At 59.5% G+C, this 22,307-nt stretch carries 17 protein-coding genes and 2 tRNA genes; 1 reads left to right on the top strand and 18 read right to left on the bottom strand.

Translation table 11 applies throughout. The features are described from left to right. Positions 1 to 43: 43 nt before the first annotated feature. The gene (gene trxA / locus ASB65_RS04745) at positions 44 to 1,012 is read right to left on the bottom strand and encodes a thioredoxin (RefSeq protein WP_003506265.1); all 969 of its coding nucleotides are present in this window, start codon (positions 1,010 to 1,012) and stop codon (positions 44 to 46) included. A 54-nt stretch (positions 1,013 to 1,066) separates the two neighbouring features. Beyond that, positions 1,067 to 1,576 carry a prolyl-tRNA synthetase associated domain-containing protein gene (locus ASB65_RS04740; RefSeq protein ID WP_003506262.1) on the bottom strand — a complete coding sequence of 170 codons (510 nt, stop codon included), beginning with the start codon at positions 1,574 to 1,576 and terminating at the stop codon, positions 1,067 to 1,069. Between the two features lie 253 nt (positions 1,577 to 1,829). On the opposite strand from ASB65_RS04740, the gene ASB65_RS04735 reads away from it, so the two are divergent. Then, positions 1,830 to 1,904, top strand: a tRNA-Gly gene (locus ASB65_RS04735). An 817-nt stretch (positions 1,905 to 2,721) separates the two neighbouring features. Here the strand turns inward: ASB65_RS04735 and ASB65_RS04730 are convergent. The 16 genes from ASB65_RS04730 to tolQ all read right to left on the bottom strand — a co-directional run bounded on the left by ASB65_RS04730 (position 2,722) and on the right by tolQ (position 22,102). Beyond that, positions 2,722 to 2,798 (bottom strand) — tRNA-Met (locus ASB65_RS04730). 135 nt (positions 2,799 to 2,933) lie between these two features. Continuing rightward, positions 2,934 to 4,130 carry a tRNA 2-thiouridine(34) synthase MnmA gene (gene mnmA / locus ASB65_RS04725; protein ID WP_060723158.1) on the bottom strand — a complete coding sequence of 399 codons (1,197 nt, stop codon included), beginning with the start codon at positions 4,128 to 4,130 and terminating at the stop codon, positions 2,934 to 2,936. Positions 4,131 to 4,337: 207 nt separating this feature from the next. Further along, on the bottom strand, positions 4,338 to 5,528 hold the full coding sequence (locus tag ASB65_RS04720) for an OpgC family protein (RefSeq protein ID WP_060723157.1): 1,191 nt from the start codon (positions 5,526 to 5,528) through the stop codon (positions 4,338 to 4,340). Between the two features lie 490 nt (positions 5,529 to 6,018). After that, positions 6,019 to 7,095, bottom strand: coding sequence for a Tim44 domain-containing protein (locus tag ASB65_RS28020; RefSeq protein ID WP_003506258.1), 1,077 nt, complete (start codon positions 7,093 to 7,095; stop codon positions 6,019 to 6,021). A gap of 222 nt (positions 7,096 to 7,317) precedes the next feature. Further along, positions 7,318 to 8,913, bottom strand: coding sequence for a phosphoglycerate dehydrogenase (gene serA, locus ASB65_RS04710; RefSeq protein WP_003506257.1), 1,596 nt, complete (start codon positions 8,911 to 8,913; stop codon positions 7,318 to 7,320). Between the two features lie 83 nt (positions 8,914 to 8,996). After that, positions 8,997 to 10,175: a phosphoserine transaminase gene (locus ASB65_RS04705; RefSeq protein WP_060723156.1), complete on the bottom strand. Its 1,179-nt coding sequence runs from the start codon at positions 10,173 to 10,175 to the stop codon at positions 8,997 to 8,999. A 212-nt stretch (positions 10,176 to 10,387) separates the two neighbouring features. Continuing rightward, positions 10,388 to 11,233: an outer membrane protein gene (locus tag ASB65_RS04700; protein ID WP_020810728.1), complete on the bottom strand. Its 846-nt coding sequence runs from the start codon at positions 11,231 to 11,233 to the stop codon at positions 10,388 to 10,390. Between the two features lie 188 nt (positions 11,234 to 11,421). Then, the gene (gene glmM, locus ASB65_RS04695) at positions 11,422 to 12,774 is read right to left on the bottom strand and encodes a phosphoglucosamine mutase (RefSeq protein WP_003506251.1); all 1,353 of its coding nucleotides are present in this window, start codon (positions 12,772 to 12,774) and stop codon (positions 11,422 to 11,424) included. 189 nt (positions 12,775 to 12,963) lie between these two features. Continuing rightward, on the bottom strand, positions 12,964 to 14,910 hold the full coding sequence (gene ftsH / locus ASB65_RS04690; RefSeq protein ID WP_003506249.1) for an ATP-dependent zinc metalloprotease FtsH: 1,947 nt from the start codon (positions 14,908 to 14,910) through the stop codon (positions 12,964 to 12,966). Between the two features lie 154 nt (positions 14,911 to 15,064). Further along, positions 15,065 to 16,402 (bottom strand): tRNA lysidine(34) synthetase TilS, encoded by a 1,338-nt coding sequence (gene tilS, locus ASB65_RS04685; RefSeq protein WP_060723170.1) that lies wholly within the window; start codon positions 16,400 to 16,402, stop codon positions 15,065 to 15,067. 27 nt (positions 16,403 to 16,429) lie between these two features. Continuing rightward, a complete protein-coding gene (gene ybgF / locus ASB65_RS04680) occupies positions 16,430 to 17,449 on the bottom strand; it encodes a tol-pal system protein YbgF (RefSeq protein WP_003506245.1) in 1,020 nt (339 codons plus the stop codon). A gap of 158 nt (positions 17,450 to 17,607) precedes the next feature. Further along, entirely contained in the window at positions 17,608 to 18,141 is a 534-nt protein-coding gene (gene pal / locus ASB65_RS04675; RefSeq protein ID WP_026364038.1) for a peptidoglycan-associated lipoprotein Pal, read from the bottom strand. A gap of 211 nt (positions 18,142 to 18,352) precedes the next feature. Next, complete coding sequence (gene tolB / locus ASB65_RS04670; protein ID WP_003506242.1) at positions 18,353 to 19,660, bottom strand: Tol-Pal system beta propeller repeat protein TolB; 1,308 nt, start codon at positions 19,658 to 19,660, stop codon at positions 18,353 to 18,355. 20 nt (positions 19,661 to 19,680) lie between these two features. Further along, complete coding sequence (locus ASB65_RS04665; RefSeq protein WP_060723155.1) at positions 19,681 to 20,850, bottom strand: hypothetical protein; 1,170 nt, start codon at positions 20,848 to 20,850, stop codon at positions 19,681 to 19,683. 9 nt (positions 20,851 to 20,859) lie between these two features. Continuing rightward, positions 20,860 to 21,321 (bottom strand): protein TolR, encoded by a 462-nt coding sequence (tolR, locus tag ASB65_RS04660; RefSeq protein ID WP_003506238.1) that lies wholly within the window; start codon positions 21,319 to 21,321, stop codon positions 20,860 to 20,862. Positions 21,322 to 21,382: 61 nt separating this feature from the next. Beyond that, on the bottom strand, positions 21,383 to 22,102 hold the full coding sequence (gene tolQ / locus ASB65_RS04655) for a protein TolQ (protein WP_003497570.1): 720 nt from the start codon (positions 22,100 to 22,102) through the stop codon (positions 21,383 to 21,385). Positions 22,103 to 22,307: the final 205 nt, after the last annotated feature.

Genomic DNA, 22,307 nt, shown 5'->3' with positions numbered 1-22,307 from the left:
GCCCGGCCGGCGGTTCAACCGCCCTGGCCGGGATATGCCCGCATTACGAAAACAGTATCGCCGAAAGCTTCCGGCGGCCGGCAACGGTTGCCGGATCCTTGAAGCCCCAGGCCTCGAAAAACTCCAGAAGCTGGCGGCGCGCGCCGTCATCGTCGAAGGTCCGGTCCTTGCGCATGATATAGAGCAGATGATCCGCCGCCTCGTCGCGTCGGCCCTGCGCGTTCAGCACCTTGGCAAGCTTCACCCGCACCTCGTGTTGATCGGGATCAAGTGCCAGCTCGCGCTCCAGCGCCACGGGGTCGCCGATCTTGCGGGCTTCCTCATATTGCGCGATCTTTTTCGAAACGAGTTGAATGCCCGCATCGTCATTGAGTTCCTGAGGCAGGGACGAGAGCAGCTCGCTGGCCCGCTCATATTGACCGGCCGCGATCATGCATTCGGCGATACCGGCAATCGCTGCGGGATTTTCCGGATCGGCCTGCATGACGGCGCCGAAAAGCTGCGCTGCGCCGTTAAAATCGCCATCTGCCAGAAGCTGCTTCGCGTCGGTCAGAACGGCCTCGATCTCAGCCTTGGGATCGCCCGCGTCAGGTCCGGCAATCTTTTCGATGAACTGCTTGATCTGGCTTTCCGGAACGGCACCCATGAAGCCATCCACGGGCCGGCCGTCGGCAAAGGCGACGATTGCCGGAATCGACTGGATGCCGAGCTGGCCGGGAATGGACGGATGATCGTCAATGTTCAGCTTCACGAGCTTCACACGGCCATTCGCCTCGTTGATGACCTTCTCAAGCACCGGCGTCAGCTGCTTGCACGGGCCGCACCAGGGCGCCCAGAAGTCCACCAGAACCGGCTGGCGACGGGATTCTTCAAGAACATCCTTGGAGAAACCGGCCGTCGTCGTGTCCTTGATGTGGCCGGAGGCCGCACCGTTAAGCTCGCCATTGTGATGCGCGCTTGCGGTCATCTGCCCGCTATAGGAACCGCCGTAAGGATTATTGTCGCCGCTCATGCCGGTCTCCCGTAAACTTCTGTCATCTGTCTTATTTGAAGCAAAGATCGTATCTCACTCGCTGACTTTCAAGACAAGCGGCGCATGTCCCGTTGCCTCGAGAAAGCGAATGAGATCTTTGGACGCGATCGTTGTCGTCTGGTCGTTGGAAAGCGGATGGCCGTTCACCAACTCGTTTTCCAGGAGATCGCTGTCGAGCACGAAGGTGACCTGCCTGTCCGTGTCGTTGATGGCGCCGAACACCGTGACCGAACCCGGCACGACACCCAGATATTCCAGCATTTTTTCCGGCCGGCCGAAGGACACGCGGCTCGCCGCACCGATGGTCTTGTGAACGCTTTTCAGGTCCACGGCCGCGTTTTCCTCAACGGTCAGCACGAAATACTGATCCTTCTTGTCCTTTACAAAGAGGTTCTTTGTATGACCGCCGGGAATGAGGTCGCGCAGCGACTGGGATTCGGCGACGGTGAACACCGGCTCATGCTGCTTCGTGGTGTGGGAAATGCCAAGCCCGTCGAGAAACTCGAACAGTTCCTTTGCCGTCTTCTGGGAATTTTCCGCCATATCCTGCCGCCTGCCTCTGTCGATTCCGTTTTCCTTGTTTCCTGATTAAGGGGGCAACTGACGCTTGGCAACGCAGGAAAAAACAGTGAAATGAAAAATTCTCAATCATTTCCGCCGCTTGTCGCATTTCTCAAAGAAATTTTCGCGTTTTTGTCATTTCCCTGTTGCATTCCAGAATCGATTGAGCGATATAGCGCCCGTCGCCGCTTGGCGGCCCACGGTTCAGCGTACTACCCCGGACCGGTGGATTTGAGCGGGTGTAGCTCAGGGGTAGAGCACAACCTTGCCAAGGTTGGGGTCGAGGGTTCAAATCCCTTCGCCCGCTCCAAATTTCCCTAAAGATTGAATCCTCAGGAAAGCACCATTGTTTCCGCACACCGAATCGTTCCAGGCGATGCGGCCTGGAATACCTTGCCTTCGCAGCTGTCCCGTCGGCACGACGCTGCGGAAATTATCCTGCAAGCGGAACTTATGCTGAAGATGTCCGTTTCAGACGCGAGGCTCCTAACCTCAGTTCCCCTCTGATTGCCCGCCTTGAGCGGGCATCTTTTTTTGCCGCCGCCGCCACGCGCGAAAATATCAGCATCAACCCTGGAACGGCTCATAGCGCCGGACGTTCTCCTGCGTTGATAAACAGGGGAAGAGCCATGTCCGCATATTCGAGAAGAATTCTTTTGACTGCCGCATTCGCCGTCCTGTCGATACCAAACACCTCGCTTGCCGCAGACATGATCGTTTATGGCCGCGAACAGGTTTCACCGCACAAGACACATTACCAACCGCGGGCCGTTGAAAAAATGGGCTGCACCGAAAACCTGGTGTCCTATCGCTCCCCTTACCAACGGCGCACGGAACTGGTCACGCTTTGCCATCCACCAATAAACTGGAGAACAGGGCCCTCCACCGCAACAATATGGTCGCCTTGATCTTGCCATAATTCATTCAATGTGCTTTTGTGCAGCCGCCCTTGTGGGAGGGGGTAGAGGTTGAGACCCGCTGGCTGCATTTTTGCAGTAAGCGGGTTTCCCTTTTTTTGGGCGAAACTTACCGGCAAACACCAAATGATCCATCGTTTTTCCCGCTCGGAAAAGCAACGAAACACGGGCGCAGAACGACGCGGTTTGGATTTTTCATATGAAGGAAAGTGGTAGCGGGAGAGGGACTTGAACCCCCGACACGCGGATTATGATTCCGCTGCTCTAACCACCTGAGCTACCCCGCCACAGTGGAAACGTGACAGTCATGTGACCGACCGTTCCATCAGGATGAGCGGCTTATAAGGTGCCGCTCCCCAAAGTGTCAAGCGCAAGATGCGCAAAAAATTCGCTTTCCGCATTGCTGCGAAAAGCGAATGGTTTCAGGCGGCAACCGGCTTTTCCAGAAGCGCCTTGAGCGATGCCTCGGCATCCACTGAGCGTTCCGACCGTTCGATGAAACCGCCGCCGTAAACGCGGGCATCGGCCCCCGGTGCGGAATAAAGCACGCAGGCCTGGCCAGGAGCGACGCCGGCCTCACCGGTCATCAGATCCACATAGATGCCGTTTTCGTCTGCATGCAGCATCGCTTCGGTTGGCGGACGGGTGGAGCGCACCTTGGCGAAACAGGCAAAGCCCTGCCCTGCATCATTTACCAGCTCGCCATCGCCCAGCCAGTTCATGTCGCGCAGATAGACCCGGCGGGTTTCCAGCGCTTCGCGCGGGCCAACGATGACCCGGCGGCCCCGCGCATCGAGATGCACGACGTAGAGCGGCTCTCCGGTCGCGACGCCGATGCCCCGGCGTTGGCCGATGGTATAATGCACGATGCCGTCATGGCGGCCGAGCACGCGCCCGTCCAGATGGACGATATCGCCCGCCAATGCCGCATTCGGCTTCAGCTTGTTGATGATATCGGTGTATTTGCCCTGCGGCACGAAACAGATGTCCTGGCTGTCGGCCTTCTTGGCGACGACAAGCCCCATATCTTCCGCCAGCGCCCGCGTTTCGGCCTTGGAGAGGCCGCCGAGCGGGAAGCGCAGATAGTCGATCTGCTCCTGCGTCGTCGCAAACAGGAACCAGCTCTGGTCACGGTCGCTGTCGATAGGGCGATAGAGCGCGCGACGGCCCGGCTGTCCGGCAACGGGATTGGGGCGCGAGCGGATATAATGGCCGGTTGCCAGCGCATCCGCACCCAGTTCCTGCGCCGTGGCGAGCAGATCGGCGAATTTTACCGTCTGGTTGCAGGCCACGCAGGGGATCGGCGTCTCGCCCATCGCATAGGCTTCGGCAAAGGGGTTGATGACGGTTTCGCGGAACCGCGCTTCGTAATCCAGCACGTAGTGGGGAATGCCGAGCGTTTCGCAGACCCTGCGCGCATCGTCGATATCCTGCCCGGCGCAACAGGAGCCGGCGCGGTGCACGGCGGCACCGTGGTCGTAAAGCTGGAGGGTAATGCCGAGGACATCATAGCCCTCGCGCTTGAGGATACCGGCCACCACGGAAGAATCGACGCCACCGGACATGGCGACAACGATCCGGGTATCTTCCGGCCTCTTGTCAAAATCGAGCGTATTCACGTTTTTTCCCATCGTCAGTCATAACGGGGGTAAAGGCCCCGCCGCCTGTCGGTCATCCGCCGCGAGAAACCATGGCCATCAATCGGGCCGTCCTGTCTCGCCATCCTGCGGATTTAAGGGCTGCATATAGAAAGGAATGGCCGCGCACGCAAGTACGGGGCGGAAAACCGCCCCGCAAAGCAATCAGATTCGGTCCGCGACAGGCTGTTAAGCGCCGGCCGTCTTCTGGCCGCTGCTGCCGAACCACTTGTCGCGCTCCCGCCACAGGGCCGGCAAGGCCAGCAATCCGATGGCCGTGAAAGCGATCAGCGTCTTGTTCAGCTGCGACAGTTCCGCCGTGCGGCCGTCGAGATAATAGACGCCGTAGACGATCGCCACATGCCAGACATAGACCTGCAGCGAATGGCGACCGAGCAGTTGCAGGAACTTCAACGACAGCACCCAGATGACGCCCTCAGCAATGGAGCGCACAAGCGGACGGTGGTGGTGCGGACCGGCAATCACCAGCCAGGTCAGGCCAACGCCAACCGCCAGGAAGTTGATGAGGTAAACCGGGCCGAAATCGGCGCGGATTTCCATGGTGGAGAACTTGCCCATCATGAATTCCGGCATCAGGCCCCAGGCGGTGGCGATGCGCAGCGGCATGAAGAACAGGCAGATGACAAGCGCTGCCTTTGGAAGCCATGTGTGCTGCGGTGAGAAGATCGCCTTCCACGGAATGCGGTTCTGCGCCGTCATCGCGCCCATCACCAGCCCCGAATAGAAAACCAACTGCCAGCCGAGCAGGTTGAAGCTGACGCGGATACCCTGCTCGTCCGCACCCTTGACGAGTTCGTTGAGCGGCGTCGTCACGATCTGCTGAAGACCAAGCTGGCCCGCCATCCAGACCAGCAGGGAACCGGCCATGACATACGCCCACTTGCCGTCAAGGCAGAGCTTAACAAGGACCGGCGCAAACAGCATGTAGACGATATATTGCGGCAGAATATCCATGAAGGTCGGCTGGAAGAGGAATGTCGCAATCGCCGCCAGACGCAGCGGATCGTCGAACGTCGTCATACCCAGCCAGTTGTACCAGATATAGGGCGCATGCGGGATGACCATGCGGAAGAACAGCACGGCGATGACGAGACCCATCGCATAACGATAAAGCTCCATCGCCCGGTTCCAGATCATCTGTTTGCCGGCGTCATAGCCATATTTCATCATCTTGCGCGCATAGACCATGCCGATCAGCAGGCCGGACAGGAAGACGAAGCCCTGCGCGTCCTCGACAAAGGCAAACTGCCGGTGATTGATTTCCACCAGCCAGAAGCCGCCGGCAAACACCAGATGGTTGATCAGCATGAAGACGAGGAAGTAACCACGCATCCCGTCGATCAGGTCGAAGCGTTTCATCTCGATAGCTCTCCGTTCTCGCGGGCCGTGCATTGCCCGGCCACCCAGCCCGGCTTGCGGGAGGCGGGCCGGGAATTGGATTGTCAACGCTGTTTTGCGGCTGTGGTTCCCTTTCCAAAGCGGTTTAGAACCGGCGCGAAAAGTCACATTGACGTGTATGCTTTCTGGTTAGGATGCAGGGACTGAATGCCGGATGAATGAAAAAAGGCAATTCCGTGAAGCGGTCGAGCCATGCACCGGCGACATGCCACGACAAACAGGGCTCAAAGCCCTGCATAGCAGGGTGAAGCGGAAATTGCAGCCAATGATCGGCGGAGATATCACCCGTTAGATTTATCAATCGGTTTTTTGCCCTGCCGCGTCTGCCCAGGGCAAGGAGTATCCGGGACGAAATTTCAGGACGGTCGACGTCTTTGCGTCCTGATAAACAAAAGCCCGGAGGTTCGTGAACCTCCGGGCCATTTCGTTCGATAAAACTCGGGCTGTTGCCTCAGGCAGCGGCCTGAATGGCGGCGACCTGCCAGTTATCGTTGCCGGGGCGACGGACGAAGGTCCACATCTCGACCGCTTCGGACGGATGCTGTTCATCGCCTTCGACTACCTTGCCGGACGTGCGGTCACGCATCACGTCGATGGCGGAGTAACGCATCGCAACCGTTGCGTAATCCTGCCCTTCTTCGTGCCAGGCTTCGGCGACATCGCCCTGCAGCAGCGTCACGTCGCGCACGTCGTTTTTCACACCGCTGGTCGCGTTGTCGCTCAGTTCTTCCGCGAGATAGGACATGGCTTCCGGCGTCGTCAGCTTGCGCAGCGTGCCGTAATCCTCGGCCGCATAGGCAGCCTGCACATCTTCCAGCATTTTCTGGAAGGTTTCGAGGTCACCCTGCGTGATACCGATTTCATCGCCTTCCGAGATGGCATTGGCGTGGGGCACGGGCTTTGCCGTTGCCGCAGTAGCAGCCGCAGCACCACCCGCAGCACCGGCCAGAGCACCAATCTTCGGAATCTTGAACGAGGATGCGGAAGGACCCGCCTGCGAACCGCCATTATAGGAGGAACTTGAATGATCCGTGCGCTGCGAACCGCCGGCCGAGCCATAAGCGGGCTGACCCTGACGGCGCGATGCGAAGAAACGCATGGCGAGCATAACGAGGAGGCCGATCAGCGCCACCTGCAGCAGCATGCCGAAGAAACCGGCCATGCCACCAAAGCCACCGCCGAGAAGCATGCCGAACAGGCCGCCCATCAACAGGCCGCCCATCAAACCACCCATCATGCCGCCGAACAGGCCGCGATTTTGCTGCGGCGCCTGCGCACCGGGACGGGCCGGCTGAGCAGCGCTCGGTGCTGCCTGATTAGTATTGGGCGTCATGCTGCGGTTGATCGGCGCGGTCTGGCCGGGCGCCGTGCTGGTCGAAGGCGGAGCCGAATAGGTGCGCGTGCCGCGGCTGCCGAAACCACCGCTGGCGCGGCGTGCTTCTGCCATATCAACAGCTACGAAAGACACCGCGATACCAAGCGCGGCGACTGCGAACAAACCCTTGAAGCGCCGAAAGGCAGCAAACATCGTTATCTCCTGTTGGCCGCCCTCCCATGAGCGGCATCTCAGCAGGCGATATAGCAACTCATGATCATCATTTTTAGACCACTCGGCTTAAATTTTTTGTGATATGCAACCGGGGCGCGAGACCGGCGCGGATTGCCATAAAATGGGCAACTGGAGAAACAAAAACCGGCGCAGGGTTGCCCCTGCACCGGTCCTTATTGTCCCCTTGGGAGGAACGATAGATCAGTCGACGTTAAACGTCAGCGGCTTGACCTGGCGGATGGCCGGGTTGGCGCGCAGCTTGTCCAGCACCTCTTCGGAAACCGGGCCGTCAACATAGAGCAGCGCGATGGCGTCGCCGCCTTCCTTTTCACGGCCGAGCTGGAAGTTGGCGATGTTAACGCCAGCTTCGCCGAGCGTCGTGCCCATGAAGCCGATCATGCCGGGAACGTCGGTGTTGGTGATGTAGATCATGTGCGATCCGACATCCGCATCCATGTTGATGTTCTTGATCTGAATGAAGCGCGGCTTGCCATCCGAGAACACCGTGCCGGCAACCGAGCGTATCTGGTTTTCGGTCTTGACCGTCAGCTTGATGTAACCGTCGTAAACGCCGGTCTTATCGCGCTTGACTTCGGAGAGGATGATACCCTTTTCCTTGATCATGACGGGTGCGGAAACCATGTTCACGTCAGCCACCTGGCTGCGGATCAGGCCGGCCAGCAATGCACTGGTCAATGCCTTGGTGTTCATGTTGGCGGTTGCGCCGTCATAAAGGATTTCGATTTCCTTGGTGGCGCTTTCCTGCACCTGACCGACGAAGGAACCGAGAACATCCGCAAGACGAATGAAGGGCTTCAGGCGCGGCGCTTCCTCGGCCGTGATCGACGGCATGTTGATGGCGTTAGAAACCGCACCCTTGACCAGATAATCCGACATCTGCTCGGCAACCTGAAGGGCGACGTTTTCCTGCGCTTCCGTGGTTGATGCGCCGAGATGCGGCGTGCAGACGACGTTGGGCAGGCCGAAAAGCGGGCTTTCGGTGGCGGGCTCGACTTCGAAAACGTCAAAACCGGCGCCGGCGACATGGCCGGACTTGATGGCTTCGGCAAGAGCCGCTTCATCCACCAGACCGCCACGGGCGCAGTTGACGATACGCACGCCCTTCTTGGTCTTGGCAAGGTTTTCGGCATTGAGGATGCCGCGCGTCTTGTCGGTCATCGGCACATGCAGGGTGATGAAATCTGCCTGGGCCAGAAGTTCGTCCAGTTCAACCTTGGTCACGCCCATTTCCTGCGCACGCTCCGGCGACAGGAAGGGGTCATAGGCCAGAACATGCATCTTGAGACCAAGCGCACGCGAGCAGACGATGGAGCCGATATTGCCGGCGCCGATGACGCCGAGCGTCTTGCCGGTGATTTCGACACCCATGAATTTCGACTTTTCCCACTTGCCGGCCTGCGTAGAGCTGTCGGCGGCCGGAAGCTGGCGCGCAACGGCAAACATCAGCGCGATGGCATGTTCCGCAGTCGTGATGGAGTTGCCGAACGGTGTGTTCATGACGATGATACCGCGGCGCGAGGCGGCCGGAATATCGACATTGTCGACGCCGATGCCGGCGCGGCCGATGACCTTGAGGTTGGTTGCCGCCTCGATCAGCTTTTCGGTCGCCTTGGTGGCGGAACGAATGGCGAGACCATCGTAATTGCCGATGATTTCGGCAAGTTTGTCCTTGTCCTTGCCGAGCTTCGGCTGGAAATCGACTTCGACGCCACGATCACGGAAAATCTGGACGGCGGTTTCCGACAGTTCGTCGGATACGAGTACGCGAGGTGCCATGGTTCACGGGCTCCTTGAAAAGCGGTGCAGTTTTGAAAGCGGGGAATGTGCGGCCCTGCATCAGCGCAGGGCCGGTATCAAAATCAGGCGGCAGCCTTGGAAAGTGCTGCCTTCTGCGTCTGGTAAGCCCAGGCGAGCCAGGGCATGACGGCTTCCATATCGGCCGTCTCGATGGTCGCACCGGCCCAGATGCGCAGACCGGACGGTGCGTCACGGTAAGCGCCGATATCGAGGGCGACATTTTCCTTTTCGAGCAGGGCAACGACGCCCTTGGCGAAATCGGCCTGTGCGGCCGCATCCAGCGCCTGCACCTCGGGATCAACGATCTTCAGGCAGACGGAGGTGTTGGAGCGGGTTTCCGGCTTGACGGCCAGGTTGGCGATCCAGTTATTCTTCTCGATGAAGTCGTAGATGACCTTGGCATTGGCATCGGCACGGCCGATCAGCGCCTTAAGGCCACCGAGGTTCTTCGCCCACAGCAGCGCGTCGATGTAATCTTCCACGCAGAGCATGGACGGCGTGTTGATGGTTTCGCCGGTGAAGATGCCTTCGATCAGCTTACCGCCGGAGACCATGCGGAAGATTTTCGGCAGCGGCCATGCCGGCGCGTAGCTAAGGAGGCGCTCGACGGCGCGGGGCGAAAGAATGATGACGCCATGGCCGCCCTCGCCGCCCAGAACCTTCTGCCAGGAGAAGGTGACGACGTCGAGTTTCGTAAAGTCCATGTCCTGCGCGAAGGCCGCCGAGGTGGCGTCGCAGATGGTCAGGCCCTTACGGTCGGCAGGGATGAAGTCGGCATTGGGAACGCGAACGCCAGAGGTGGTGCCGTTCCAGGTGAAGACGACGTCACGGTCGAAATCGACTTCGGCGAGATTCGGCAGCAGACCGTAATCGGCCTCGAACTTGCGCACGTCCTTCAGCTTAAGCTGCTTGATGACGTCGGTAACCCAGCCAGCGCCGAAGCTTTCCCAAGCGAGCATGTCAACGCCGCGTTCGCCCAGCAGCGACCAGAGCGCCATTTCAACAGCGCCGGTGTCGGATGCGGGAACGATGCCGATGCGATAATCGGCAGGAACATCAAGAATTTCACGGGTGAGATCAATGGCCTGCTTCAGCTTGGCTTTGCCAACCTTGGCGCGATGCGAGCGACCGAGCGGTGCATCGGAGAGAGCATCTAGCGACCAACCGGGACGCTTCGAGCAGGGACCAGAGGAAAAATGCGTATTGCCCGGACGCACGTCCGGCTTCACTATATCTGTCATTTAACTACCCTTTCAGATAGGCGCCTCTCGTTAGGGAGAGGTGTCCTGACGCCGTTGCTATTCCTGTCGCCGATCCCAGTCAAGCGGAATATGTCGCTGCGCAGAAGAATTTTGGTCCATATGCGTCATGCGCGGTGTCCGATGCCGGTAAAACAAAACCGCCCGCACCCGGAGGATGCGGACGGTCTGAAAGTACCAGCGGTGCGTGACGTTTATTTATAAACGGCAGGCTGCAGCGGAATATCAGCGGGCGGCATGTATTGCGCAGTGTCGCAGCCATTGAAGACATAACGGCCGCCGACGCGCACTTCATGCGAATAGAGGCCCTTGTCACGGCCCGGACCGCCGCCATTCTCATAAGCGAACATATCGCCCTTGTTGATGTGGCGGAAACGGTAGCCGATATCGGCCTTCAGGTTACAGGTGACGTCAATGGACGCACCGGCCATCAGAGCGTAGGCAAAGCGCCACTTGCCCTTGCCGCCATGTTCGGTGGTCGGGTCGCAGTAGCCGGATCCGTCCGTTGCACAGGACGTGTTACGCAGCTTATCCCATTTCACATAGGATGCGCCGATACCGCCACCCACGTAAGGCGTGACGCGGCCATAAGTGCCAAGATCGACATAGGCATTTGCCATCAGCGTGTAGGCCCTCAGCGCACTCAGGTCCGTCGAGACGCAGTCAGCACCGTTGCCGCAATAGCCACGAGTAGAGCCACGGAAATCCGACTTGCCCATGTAGTCGAAGGTTAAGTCGCTACGGAAATAGTTGTTGAACTGATAACCGACGCCGGCGCCGATGATGTAGCTGTCCTTGATCTTCGCGGTTTCGAAATCCGCGAGATAGCCACCCGGGCCACCCTGATAATAATGGGCGCCGCGCAGCTTGTTGAAGGAATAACCGACATCGCCGCGCAGATACCAGCCGCTCGCCTGGGTGATCGCAACCTCGGGGGCTTCGACATAGGCCGGCGCGGGTTCGGCTTGATAAAGATCGGCAGCGATAGCGCTGGTACCGGTCAGCAGGACGGCCAGAAATCCGGCCAGGGCGTTTTTCATGACTTCCACTCCAGAAGAGGCACGTGCGTTTTCGGCAGCAGATGCCAGTGAACTGTTCAGTCATGGAGATTGACGTAAAATGGTTAAGTCCCGATTAACCACGATCATTCACTATATTTATTAGCAAATACGCAAAGAAAAAGCCGGCTGAGCAGCCGGCTTTGTTAGGACATTACTGACGCCTCGGCTCACGCGGCCGAGCGAGCATTGGCAATGACGCCGACGAGATCATTGACGATCTGCTCCACCTGCGCGCTGTCATCACCTTCCGCCATGACGCGGATCAGCGGCTCGGTGCCGGAGGGGCGGATGACGAGGCGGCCATTATTGGCCAATGCGCTTTCCGCATCCGCAATCGCCTGCTGCACAACAGGATTTTCCAGCGGCTTGCCGCCGGAGATACGCACGTTCTTCAAAAGCTGCGGCACCGGCTCAAACTTGCGGCAGACTTCGCTGACCGTGAGGCCGGAGCGCTTGACCTTGGCGAGAACCTGCAATGCCGCGACGAGGCCATCGCCCGTCGTGCCATAGTCCGACAGCACGATATGGCCGGACTGTTCACCGCCGACGTTGAAATTGTGGTTGCGCATGTGCTCGACGACATAACGGTCGCCCACCTTGGTGCGGGCAAGAGTGAGGCCCTTGTCGCCGAGGAAGCGTTCCAGCCCGAGATTGGACATGACAGTCGCGACGATGCCGCCGCCGCGCAGCGTGTTGTCGGCAGCCCAGCTATCAGCGATGACAGCCATCAGCTGGTCACCATCGACGATCTCGCCGCGCTCATCGACGATGATGACACGGTCCGCATCGCCGTCGAGAGCAATGCCGATATCAGCCCGTACTTCATGCACCTTCTTCTGCAGAGCTTCCGGATGGGTGGAGCCACATTCGAGATTGATGTTGATGCCGTTCGGCTCATTGCCGATCGTGACGACTTCCGCACCGAGTTCCCAGAGCGCAGCGGGTGCGACCTTGTAGGCAGCACCATTGGCGCAGTCGATCGCGATCCGAAGCCCGCTCAGCGTCACATCGCGCGGCAGGGTGCGTTTGACGAATTCGATATAACGATAGATGTCACCATCCACGCGCTTGGCGCGGCCGATCTCGCTCGGCTTGGCGAGCTGGGCGTAGATATCCTTGTCGAGAAGGTCCTCGATCTCCAGCTCCAGCTCGTCGGAGAGCTTGTATCCGTCAGGTCCGAAAAGCTTGATGCCGTTATCGGAGAAGGGATTGTGCGAAGCCGAGATCATCACGCCGATATCGGCGCGCAGCGACCGGGTCAGCATGGCAACGGCGGGCGTCGGGATGGGGCCGAGCAGGAAGACATCAAGGCCGGCGGCGGTGAAACCGGCAACCAGTGCGTTCTCCAGCATATAGCCGGAAAGCCGCGTATCCTTGCCAATGACAACGCGATGACGATGATGGCCACGGCGGAAGATCGTTCCAACGGCAATGCCCACACGCATCGCCAGATCAGGCGTCATGGGGAATACGTTCGATTGTCCGCGGATACCATCGGTTCCGAAATAACGGCGTGCCATTTGAACTCCAAATCTTTCGGGCATTCCGGCAAAAGCTGAAAACAGCCGGAAGCGTTTTTGGCTAGATGCCACAAACCACGATAAACAGCACGTAAATTACCGCAAAAATGGCTTATATCTTGTTACCAAAATGAAAAGGCCACCCGGAAACCCGGATGGCCTTTTACAATTTCTAACATGCGCGGACGATCAATGCGGCTGCGGCTCCATGCCGCCTTCGGCCTCACCGTCACCCTTCGCTTCGCTCGGGCCGTCCTTCTTGGCGCCGGCTTTCGGCACCGCCGAACCACGGCTGCCCGGAGAATCGTCACCCAGATCGCGCGCCGGCTTCTCACCCCTCAGCAGCGCCTTGATCTCGTCGCCCGTCAGGGTTTCGTATTCGAGAAGACCCTCGGCAATTGCGACAAAGCCATCGTGGTTATCCGTGAGGATACGCCGTGCCTCGGTATAGGCCTCGTCGATCAGACGTCGGACTTCGGTGTCGATCGTCTGCGCTGTCGCCTCGGAGACGTTCTTCGACTGAGAGACGGAATGGCCGAGGAAGACTTCCTGCTGGTTCTCACCATAGGCCACCTGGCCGAGAGCGTCGGAGAAGCCCCATTGCGTGACCATGGCGCGGGCAAGCTTGGTGGCCTGCTCGATATCCGAAGACGCGCCTGACGTGATGTTCTCCTTGCCGAAGGTCAATTCCTCGGCAACGCGGCCACCCATCATGATGACCAGGCGCGACACCATCCACTTGTAGCTCATGGAATAGCGGTCGCCTTCCGGCAGCTGCATAACCATACCCAGTGCACGGCCGCGCGGAATGATCGTCGCCTTGTGCAACGGATCGGCCACGGCAACCTTCAGCGCGGTGATGGCATGGCCGGCTTCGTGATAGGCCGTCAGCTTCTTTTCGGCCTCGGTCATGGCGGAGGAGCGGCGCTCCGCGCCCATCATGATCTTGTCCTTGGCGTCCTCGAATTCCTGCATGGTGACCACTCGCTTGTTGCGGCGGGCAGCCATCAGGGCGGCTTCGTTGACGAGGTTCATGAGGTCCGCACCGGAAAAACCGGGAGTGCCGCGGGCCAGAATCTTGAGATCGACATTCGGCGCCAGCGGCACGTTGCGGATATGCACCTTGAGGATGCGCTCGCGGCCGACGATATCAGGGTTCGGCACGACGACCTGACGGTCGAAACGGCCTGGACGCAGAAGTGCGGGGTCAAGAACATCAGGACGGTTGGTGGCAGCGATGAGGATGATGCCTTCATTCGCCTCGAAACCGTCCATCTCGACCAGCAGCTGGTTCAGTGTCTGCTCGCGCTCGTCGTTACCGCCGCCAAGACCGGCGCCGCGATGGCGGCCGACAGCGTCGATTTCGTCGATGAAGATGATGCAGGGTGCATTCTTCTTAGCCTGCTCGAACATGTCACGCACGCGGCTTGCGCCGACGCCGACGAACATTTCCACGAAGTCCGAACCGGAAATGGTGAAGAACGGCACATTGGCTTCGCCGGCGACGGAACGCGCCAGAAGCGTCTTACCGGTACCCGGAGGGCCAACAAGCAGCACGCCGCGCGGAATCTTGCCGCCGAGGCGCTGGAACTTCTGCGGGTCGCGCAGGAATTCCACGATTTCCTCGAGGTCCTGCTTGGCTTCGTCCACACCTGCGACGTCATCAAACGTCACGCGGCCATGCGCTTCCGTCAGAAGCTTGGCCTTGGACTTGCCAAAGCCCATCGCGCCACGGGAACCGCCCTGCATCTGCCGCATGAAGAACAGCCAGACGCCGAGAATGAGGAACATCGGCAGAAGCGTGCCGAGATAGCTCAGAAAACCGGAGGAACCATCGCTTTCGGGACGCGCCACGATGGTGACGTTCTTGCTCTGCAAGCGCTCCATCAGGCTGTCGTCGATGACGGGGGAATAGGTCTGAAAGGCCGTGCCGTTTTCGGTATAGGTTCCGAGAACCCGGTTACCGGTGACGGTCACGTCGCGAACTCGCCCGGAATCCACATCGCGAAGAAACTGGGAGTACGGGATTTCCCGCGAGCCCGTTTGCGTCGGCGAGGTCTGGAACATGCTGAACAGCGCGATCAGCAAGAGGGCGATCACGGCCCACAAGGCGAAATTTCTGAAATTTGGGTTCATCGAACTCCCCGAACTCACACGGGCATATCTGCTGCCCGCTATTATGTGCCCCTAACATAAGGACGACATCCGCCGTTGCCAAGGCAAAGCGCGTTATCTGATGCGTTTTGGTGTAAAAACTCTTCCATGGCAATTCACGAAAAAGAGGCCGGATTTAAACCGGTGGCTGTGGATAGGCCGTCCGTCCGAATAAATTGGCGATTGCATTTGCCAACTCAAGGTCGAAGCGCGGCAGGAAAAGATCGAAAGGTGCAAGCCTCGGCGTGATGGTGACGGCCTGCGGCATGGAAACCTCCCCTTCGGCCGCTGCGGCAATTTGCGGCAGACCCGCCATCGCCGGTTTTGTCACCCCTGATGGCACCGACGGAAAATGCACGGCCATTTCCACGGCACCACCAACCCTGCCCGCTTTGACAAGGATTGGAAAAGCCGATCCATTCTTCACAAGGAAACGATCGTCCCACAGCCCTTGCTGATGCGCGCCGACATGAAGCTCCGGCAGGTTTCGCTGCTCGCGCAACAAATAAAGGCCATCCCGCCGCCAATCGAGAAGAACACGGCCGACTGTCATTCGCCCGTTTTCACCCGTTTTGAGAAACCGCAAAACGCGCTCCATGCCGCTTGCGGCCGGAAAATATGCCCTTCCGCCAAGGATGGCGATCAGCGCCGCCAACCCGTGCCGGAACTCGGGAAGATCGGGATTGACGGCATCGTCGGCCAGTCTGGCGAGAGCAGCATGGAAAATCTGCGTGTGATCGCGCAGGAAAACGGCTGTTTTGTCGGAAAGCGCCCGTCTTTTGAAAGAGACCTCCGCATCGATCAACGCGGGGGAGACGGGAAGCGCCTGCCGAACACGCACCCGCTCATATCTGATATTTTCATTGCTCGGATCGTCAAGCCACCCGCGCTCGCGGGACGATACATAGTCACGGATCGCCTGCCTCTCACACATCAGGAACGGCCGCATGACCCAGTAGCGGCTATCGTATAAAACCGCGTCCGCCATGCCGGATAGACCGAGATTATTACTGCCGCCGTTGCGGGCGGCGCGCATCGCCACGGTTTCACGCTGGTCGCCGATTGTATGCCCCGTCACGACAAGATCGGCGCCAGTCTCAAGGGCGACCTCGGCAATCAGGCGGTAGCGGGCAAGTCGGGAGGCTTCGGAAAGGCCGGAGGCCGGTTTGGCACCATCCCACCGGCGGGTAACGTGGGGGATGCCAAGTTCGGCGCAGAGCATGGCGACCTTGCACGCCTCATCGGCGGATTCCGCTCTCAGCGCATGGTCGACCGTGACGGCGGAAAGCCGCAAACGGTCCTTACCCACTCCCGCCGTTGCCTCATGCAATGCCAGCAACAGGCCGGTGGAATCACTGCCGCCGGAGATTGCGACGAGGATATGGGCGGGGTTTTGTAGATTTCCGACAAAAAACTGTGCCGCCGCGAGCGGCGCAACTGTCTTTTCATTCGGAGTGCGGGCATCAACCGGCATGGAAATACCCGCCATGGCAGGGGAAAATCAGCAGCTCAGCCGTTTCTGTTCGCTGGCGACCTTGGTCAGCACGGTCTTCGAAGCATTGGGATAGCGCTTCGGCACCTCGCGCAGCGTGGCGCAGGCGGTTTCAGTATTGTCGAGAGCGGCAAGTGACATGCCGAGCTTCATCAGCATTTCCGGCGCTTTCGGAGACTTGCCATAGGCCTGATGGCCGTTCAGGAAGGTCTTGGCGGCCTCGTTGAACTTGCCCTGGGAATATTGCGCCTCGCCCAGCCAGAAGCTCGCATCGGCGGCCTTGGTGCCTTTGGGGTAACCCTGCAGATATTGCTGGAAACCCTGTTCCGCCAGCTTGTAGTCACCGGAAAGGACATGGCCGTAGGCGGCCTGATAGATGTCGCCTTCGCTGGTCAGCGCCGCCGTGTTGACAGGATCGGTCTTGCGGGCGCTGTTGCCGGTGGTCACACCGGGAAGGTTGCCGGAGGAATTACTGGCGCCGGAATTGAGCGTGCCGCCAATCGGCATTCCCTTGGAATCAAGCTCGATCGAGCCGAGCGTCGTCTCTCCCGGTGCGCCTGTCGGAGCACTGGAGGGAGCAGAGGGAGAAACGGAAGCGCCACCCTCGGGTGGCGTTTCGATGATCGTTGCAACGTCGTCGGTCGGCGGCGAGGCCGGATTGACCGGACTGGCTTCCGCCTTCTTTTTCGGTGCAGCGGTCGGGCTTGCACCCTTGCCGCCGGCATTGCCGCCTTCCAGTTCCTGGAAGCGGAACTCGTTGTCTTCCTGCGCCTTGCGGATCGTTTCCTGCATCTGCAGAAGCTGGAAGCTCATTTCTTCGATACGGCCATTGAGCTGCCGGATCTGTTCTTCAAGCTGCTGAACCCGATAGGCTTCATTGGCCTGAACCCGGACGACCGGGAGCTGCTGTTGAGAGTTGATCGTGCCGAAACTACCCCCCGCACCGAACAGCGGACCCGAAACGGCTGCGCCGCTCAAGCCGGTGCAGGCTGCAAGCCCCAGCATTCCCGCCACGACAAGTTTCTTCATCTCATTCGTCCTGCCTTAACTGATTTGCACCGGAATGGCGCAAGCCGGATTTTTTCCATATCAACCGAAAAAGCAACTTAACTTCGGCCAAACTATGAAAAAAACAAAAGGCGGCCCGAAGACCGCCTCCCATTCAAGATCACAATAACGTCAGGCAATCACATGCCCGCGCCACCGAGAACCGTCACGGCGCGGCGGTTCTGCGACCAGCAGGAAATGTCGTCGCAAACCGCGACCGGCTTTTCCTTGCCGTAGGAGATCGTCTTCATGCGGTTTGCCGGAACGCCCTGGGAAGCCAGGAAGTCGCGGGTTGCAGCCGCACGACGGGCGCCGAGCGCAAGGTTGTATTCACGCGTACCGCGTTCGTCGGCATGGCCTTCAACGGTGATGGCGTAGTTCGGATAACGGGCGAGCCACTGGGCCTGGCGCTGCAGGGTCTGCTGGGCGTCGGCGCGGATCGAGGTGGAGTCAGTGTCGAAGAAGATGCGGTCGCCGACATTGACCGTGAAGTCCTGCTGGGAGCCCGGCGTTGCGGAGCCCGCGCCACCAAGGCCGAGTTCACCGGCGCTGTTCGGCATGTTCTTCTTGTTCGCGCAGCCTGCGAGAGCAAGCGCGAGCGTCATGGCGATGACAGCCGGGTTACGGGCCAGTTTCTGCATGGGGCTGAGTGCCGAAGTGTGTGTACGGCTCATCGCCGGTCTCTCCTTAGGATTTCAATAACGTTTTCCGGACACTAACTGATCGCGGTTAATAGCCGGCAAACGCTTATGGTTAACAGAAAGGAAATGTCCCAGTTTTTTGCTCCCTCACAACACTTTGCGGCAAGAAAGAGGCGCACTTCCCCATGGTATCAGGTAAAACATGATGGCGCCGGTTCATGCCGGCGCCATCATGACAGTCATATCAGTCCAGAAGCGGCGACCATGCCGGATCCGAAGCGAAGGTCGGCGTCTTGATGAGCTGTTCGTTATAGCCCGTCAGGTCGATCGAATAGAGCTGCGGACCACCGGCACCGGCGTTCTGGCGGAAGAACATCAGCACGCGGCCGTTCGGCGCCCAGGTCGGGCCTTCATTGTGGAACCCGCTGGTCAGAATGCGCTCGCCCGAACCGTCGGTCTTCATCACGCCGATCGAGAACTTGCCGCCCGACTGCTTGGTGAAGGCGATCAGATCGCCGCGCGGGGACCAGACCGGCGTGGAATAGGAACCATCACCGAAGGAGACGCGCTGCTGGCCGGAACCATCGGCATTCATGACGTAGATCTGCTGGCGGCCGCCGCGGTCGCTTTCAAAGGCGACACGCTGACCATCAGGCGAATAGGACGGCGCCGTATCGATCGCCGACGTATTGGTCAGCCGCGTCGTGGTGCGCGAGCGCAGGTCCATGGTGTAGATATTGGCATTGCCATCCTGCTGCAGGCTCATGATGACCTTCTGGCCATCAGGAGAGAAGCGCGGCGAGAACGTCATGCCGGGGAAGTTGCCGACCACTTCGCGCTGTCCGGTTTCCAGCTGCAGCAGGTAAACGCGCGGCTGCTGGCCTTCGAAGGACATGTAGGTCACTTCCTGACGGTTCGGCGAAAAACGCGGCGTCAGAACGATGTCGTTCGAGTTGGTAAGATTACGGACGTTGAAGCCGTCCTGATCCATGATCGAGAGCTGGCGCTTGCGGGCGGTTTTCGGGCCGCTTTCGGAGACGAAAACGACGCGGGTGTCGAAGTAACCCTTTTCACCGGTGACACGCTCATAGATCGCGTCGGCGATGATGTGGGCGACACGGCGCCAGTTTTCCGGCTGGGTGAAGAACTGCTGGCCGGTCATCTGCTGGCCTGCGAAAGTATCCCACAGGCGGAACTCGGCGCGCAGACGGCCATCGCTTTCACGCGTGACACGGCCGGTCACGAGCGCCTGGGCGTTGATGACCTTCCAGTCCTCGAAACGCGGCTGCTGATCCGGATTGCTGATCTTTTCGATGAAGGCGTTCTTGTTGACCGGCGCGAAGAGACCGGAACGCTGCAGGTCGGCAGCGATGACCGCGGAAACCTGCGCACCGATACCATCGCTCGACATGAAGTCGGTGATGGCGATAGGCAGCGGCTCGACATTGCCCTTGTTGATGTTGATTTCCACCCGCGCAAAAGCCGGTGCGGAGAAAACCGACATGAGGGCCGCGACAGCGAGCACCAGCCGGATCGGCGAAAATATCTTCATGTTGCCAGGCCTTTCAGCATTCATAGCAATTCACTGGGATCGAAGTTCACGACGACTTCGTTCCATGCGTCATATTTATCGGCAGGAAGGTTCGTGAACGGAGCAGAACGCATGATGGCGCGATAGGCTCCGCCGGAAAGAGCGCGGCGCGTTCCTTCCGAACCGCCGGTTGCCTCGATCTCGGGCCGACCGATGATGGTTCCATCACGGTCAAGCTTCATGGTGACCCGGACGCGAACGTCCGAGGCATCCGCCATGCCGGGAATGATCTGCCAGTTTTTCTGGATTGCGCCGCGCAGCGCATCCATTTCCGTCTGGCTGAGTGTAGAGCCGCCGGTCGATTTCTTGCCGCCAAGGGCTGCCTGCTGGGTGGAGCGCTTGGCGCCGCCGCCGGAAGGCGCCTGCTTGTTCAAAAGCGCTGCAACATCGTCAGCGTTGAAATCGCTTTCCTTCGAAGAGGCGGATTTTGCAGTCTCCTGCTTTTTCTCGCCCGGCTTCTTGTCGGAAGGCTTATCGGTGGATTTCGCCTGATCGGGCTTGGTCTCGGCCGGTTTTTCCGCGGGCTTCTGCTCGGCGGGCTTGGTCTCGGCCTGCTTCGGCTCCTCCGGCTTTGGCGGCTCCGGGCGGGAATTCGGACGCGGCACGTTCTGCGGCACGGGAATTTCGGCCGGCTCCTGCGTTGCGGGCGGCGGCTCTTCGGCCTTGGTTTCCTGCGGCGGCGGTTCCGTCTTCGGCTGCGGCGCTATTTCAGGCTTGGTCTGCGGCAAGGCGGCCATTTCCTGCGGCTTGGGAGCCGAGGTTTCTTCCTTGACGATTTCCTTCACCTCGTTCGCCTTGGTATCGACGACCGGCTGCGGCTTCTCCTGCTTGGGCGGAGCTGCCGCGCTGATATTGTCGTTAGGCTTGGTGGTAGGCGTCGGGGGCGCGTCAAGATCGGCCGTGTTGTTGCCGACATTCTGGGCGTTCTCGATGATGTCAGGACGTGTGGTCGGAACAGGAGCGGACTTTTCGGCCTTCGGTGCCTTCTTGTCACCCTGCTGGATCTGGGTCAGTTCCTCGATCGGCACCAGCTCGACAGGCAGGGCCTCGGCCTGCGACACGTCAAGCGGTTCCGGCGAGCCCAGGGAAACGAGGGCGAAAGCCAGAAGCGACGCGTGCACGATCGCGGATGTGGTAAGGCTGCCCTTCATCGTTTTACGTCAATTGTCCTGTTTCTGCTGGGTCACGAGGCCGATATTCTTGAAGCCTGCCGCCTGGATACGCGCCATCACGTCGGCAACGACGCCATAGGCGGCAACGGAATCCGCACGCACGAAGATGCGTTCGTTATAACCAGTCGTGGCGATCGCCTGCAGCTTGTCGGCCACTTCGGCCGCCTGAATTTCCGTTTCCTGCAGATGGATCTGGCCATTGGCATTAACGGAAATGGTGATCGGCTGCGTGTCCGAGTTCAACGCATTGGCGGAGGTCTGCGGCAGGTCGATCGGCACGCCGACAGTCATCATCGGCGCCGCCACCATGAAGATGATGAGCAGCACGAGCATGACGTCGACCAGCGGCGTGACGTTGATCTCGCTGATCGCGCCGCCTTTGCGTCGTCCGCCGCGCCCACCCCGGCGTCCACCGGAACCGCCGCCGCTGCCACCTGCTGACATACCCATATCATCTACTCCATTTTGCCTTGCGGCAAATTACTGCACAGCATGCACATCGTGCGGCCGCTTACTGGGCGGCCTGCCGCGTCTGAAGTTTTTCATCGATCTGGCGCGACAGGATCGCGGAGAACTCGTCGGCAAAACCTTCCATGCGGGCGGAAAGCTTGTGCGCGTCGGCCGTGAACTTGTTGTAGGCGATAACTGCCGGAATAGCGGCAACAAGGCCGATGGCCGTTGCCAGAAGCGCTTCAGCGATACCCGGTGCCACGACCGCAAGGTTGGTGGACTTCGAACCGGCAATCGCCTGGAACGAGGTCATGATACCAACAACCGTACCGAAGAGACCGATGAAGGGACCAGCCGAACCGATGGTGGCGAGCGAACCAAGGCGCGCCTCGTATTGTTCGCCTTCACGCGCGATCGTCACATCCATCGCCCGGTCGATACGCATCTGCAGACCAATGGGCGAACGCGCGCCGCGCTCGAATGATTTCTTCCATTCCCGCATGGCGGAAACGAAAATTGCCGCAAGACCGCCATTCTGGCGTTCCGCCAGCGTGCGATAAAGCTCCTCGAGCGACTGGCCCGACCAGAAGACCTGTTCGAACTGGTCGAACTGGCGCTTTGCCTTGCCGAAGCTCACATATTTGTCGAAGACGATCGCCCACGTCCAGACCGAGGCGGCGATAAGTCCGATCATCACGAGCTTCACGATGAGGCCCGCCTGCATAAACAGCGCCCAGAGACTTACATCGTGCGTCGCCGCTGCCAAACCTGCCTGTTCCATAAATATCCAATCCCCGAATCCAAACGCCCGGTACGGGACCGGGCGATTCAAACGCGTGTTAACGCTCGAAGTCCTGCAGCCGCAGCCGCCAACCCCTTAGCCATACCCCGATACTTGCCAGTAAGCCTTACTTGCCAATAAATTTGGTGAAAGGAAGGCGTGCGCCGCACAAATGCCAGTTGCTAAAGTAAGACACCATTATGGT

Source organism: Agrobacterium tumefaciens str. B6 (assembly GCF_001541315.1).
In the GTDB taxonomy this organism is placed as follows: Bacteria; Pseudomonadota; Alphaproteobacteria; order Rhizobiales; family Rhizobiaceae; genus Agrobacterium; species Agrobacterium radiobacter.
Note: the sequence above shows the minus strand (reverse complement) of the source record. Positions and strands in the feature narration are given on the sequence as shown.